Annotated in this window: 2 protein-coding genes; one reads left to right on the top strand and one right to left on the bottom strand. The window is 71.2% G+C overall.

From position 1 onward, the window contains the following. Positions 1–229: 229 nt before the first annotated feature. Entirely contained in the window at positions 230–997 is a 768-nt protein-coding gene (locus ABD823_RS34200; protein ID WP_344867065.1) for a putative dsRNA-binding protein, read from the bottom strand. Positions 998–1,480: 483 nt separating this feature from the next. Between ABD823_RS34200 and ABD823_RS34195 the strand changes: the two genes are divergently transcribed. Further along, positions 1,481–2,383 carry a hypothetical protein gene (locus ABD823_RS34195; protein ID WP_344867063.1) on the top strand — a complete coding sequence of 301 codons (903 nt, stop codon included), beginning with the start codon at positions 1,481–1,483 and terminating at the stop codon, positions 2,381–2,383. The last annotated feature ends 477 nt before the right edge of the window (positions 2,384–2,860 follow it).

The following is a 2,860-nucleotide window of genomic DNA, read 5'->3' as shown; positions in this document are numbered from 1 at the left end:
GTTCACGGCGTGAACACTCGGGCTCTCAGCCCGTGGGTCCGGCTTTGACGGACCCACGAGGTGTTTACGCCGTAAACAGCGGCTGAGCCGTACCCTTGCCTGTCCCAGATGTGCCCGGCTGTGACGGTCCCCTTCCGGCGGTCGTCCACCTGTGAGGGCACGGAGATGTTCATGCCGTGAACACCTCCTGCGCCTCGTGGCTTCTTGCCGAGGAGCCGGGCGGTGGCGGTCAGCCGGGGCCGAGCAGGCTGAGCAGGGACGTGGCGGCGGCCGTCCGGGCCGCCGCCTTGCTCGTGCCCTCGCCGGAGGCGGAGACGGCCCGGCCGGAACCGTCCGGACATGCGGAGACCGTCACGGTGAACACGGGGGCGTGCGAGGGACCGCTCACGCTCACCTCCCACTCCGGCGGGGTGATGCGACCCTGCTGGGCCCACTCGTTGAGCACGCTGACAGGGTGGCGCCCGGCCGACGGCCGTTCCCTTACGTGCGCCGCCGCGGTGGCGGCTGTGACCCGGTCGGTCTCCTGCCGCGTGGCGACGGGCTCAAGGTGGACCCCCGCCTCCTTCAACCAGGCCCTCAGCGTGAAGGCCGGAATGTCGAGGGAGTCGGCCGCCTGGCGGATGCTCATCCCGCCCGACAGGAGCGTCTGGGCGATCTCGACGACCCGCTGCCGCTCCCGGCGCCGGTCCTCCTCACTGGGCAGCTCCAGTCGCCGGGCGTGCACGGCGGCGCCCTCCTCCAGCATCCGGCCTGCGGCGATCAGGCAGGCGACGCTGCAGTACAGCCCGAGCCGCAGATGCCGCCCCTTTCCACCGGGTGCGCGTTCCAGCAGGTACCACCCAGCCGGAACCCACAGACCCCGCTCGGAGCGATGGCAGATGCGGCAGAAGAAGCTGCGCTCGTTCTCCTGATGGCCGGAGCGGGTGGTGGCCAGTCCGCCGCGCCGACGCGACGCCGGAACGTCCCCGGGCTGCTCTGCTCGATCCTCGATGCTCACGGTGGTTCACGCTGCCAGAGGGACGGCGGCCCGGTCATGCGAAGCCGCATTTCGATCCGCTGCCGGACTCTGGACCGCATCGCCCCGGCCTCCACGACGGGACCGGCGCGTGGAGAGCCGGACGGAGAAGAGACGGGAAGTCCTCTCCGCACCACAGCGGAGGTCCCACGGCGGCGTACGACCCGTGAGGCGTTTACGGCGTAAACACTCGCCGGGTCCGGCGGAGCCGCTCCCGCCCTCGCCGGGCGGTTCCCCGACGGACTCCGGGACCACTCCCCCGCACGGTGAAAACCAGCGGATCGGCCGGTGGACAGGAGTCCTTAGGGCTTCCCGCGCGCTGCAACCGGGCCGCACCTCCATCGCACTGGGGCCGCTACGCCGCCCCGGCTTACTGGGAGACGCAGGCCGCTACGGCAGGGCCTGCACCGGCCGGACCCGCTCCGGCCGACGACCTGTCTCCGTCCCTAAGGATCTGCGTCTCCCATGACTTCCACCACCCGCCTCCTCACCCGGATCGCGACCGTCACCATGGGGCTGACCCTGGCCGGCGCAGCCGCCGTGGCGACCAGCGGCGCGGCCTCCGCCGACAGGGGCGAAGGCCGGAAGGTGATGCTCAAGGGTTCCACGACCGCGTCCTACTTCTGGGACGACGCTTCGGGCCGCAACGGCGACACCGGCCTGCCCGCCTCGGGCAAGCCGATGCAGAAGGGCCTGGCCGCCTCCCCCTCCTGGCCGCTGATGACCGAGGGCTATGTCGTCTACAAGGGCAAGAAGGCGCCGTTCTTCGTCGGTGACCGCGGCCCCGGTGAGCCGTCGAACCGTGGCATCATGCTGGACCTGGACGCCAAGACCTTCGCTGAGCTGACCGGCGGGAAGTTCAACCGCGACACCCTGGCGGTGAACGGCAACGGCGGCAAGGGCCACATCAAGGTGCAGTACGTCATCACCAAGTGGGGCAAGGGCGTGGGCAAGAAGAACCACCCCGTTCCCTTCGAAACCCGCGCCTGGTCCAAGAAGGACAAGAACCCCGCCGAGCCGGTCGTCCTGAAGAACGAGGACAAGGCCTCGAAGAAGAAGGCCAAGAATAAGAAGACCGAGGCCAAGAAGGCCGCGCCGAAGAAGACCGCGCCGAAGATCGAGGACGAGGCCGTGAAGAAGGCCGCGGCCGCCGTGACCGCGCAGGCCGAGAGCAAGGTCGCCGAGAGCACCCAGGCCGAGAAGGCCGCTGAGACCGCCGAGACCGTGCAGACCGCGACCGTCGCCGCGAGCACCGAGCAGACCGGCAACTCCTCGGGTGTCGCGCTGGCCGCCCTGATCGTCGTCGGTAGCGCCGGCTACGTCGGCAGCACTCTCCTGGCCGGCCGGACCGCCACCAAGCGGAGCTGAGCCCGCGGATCCCCGCACGGGCAGATACGAGGCCGCCACCGCGGACATGCGGTGGCGGCCTCGCCACGTCTCCAGAGGGTGCCCGCCCGCCGGGTGGCGAACCCGCCCCCGATCCACCACAGGCGAGTGTCCGCCCGCCGGGCCGTACGGCTCCGCGCCGGGCCGTGCCTGCCGGGAACCACCGCTGCTCGCGGGTCTTGTGGGTGTCGGGTGTTTACGCCGTAAACAGCGCTGCTGCGGGTCCGGGTGGACGGATGCCGTGGCGGCCTCCGCTACCGACGCCTCCGAATGGAGCACGGGCACCCTGCAGGGACGGTTGCGGAGCCCTCCCTGATCCGGGCCGGACGACCTCCGGACCGCTCCCCACACGCCCGGCGGTGATGCCCCCGGCCCCTCCACGGGCGCCGGAACCCCGGTGAACACGGGACTTTAGGGTTTGCGGCCGTCTGCAACCGGGGTGCACCCGCACCGCACTGG

This window comes from Planomonospora alba (assembly GCF_039534085.1).
GTDB lineage: Bacteria > Actinomycetota > Actinomycetes > Streptosporangiales > Streptosporangiaceae > Planomonospora_B > Planomonospora_B alba.
The sequence above is the reverse complement of the archived record's forward strand: the minus strand, read 5'-3'. Positions and strand labels throughout refer to the sequence as shown.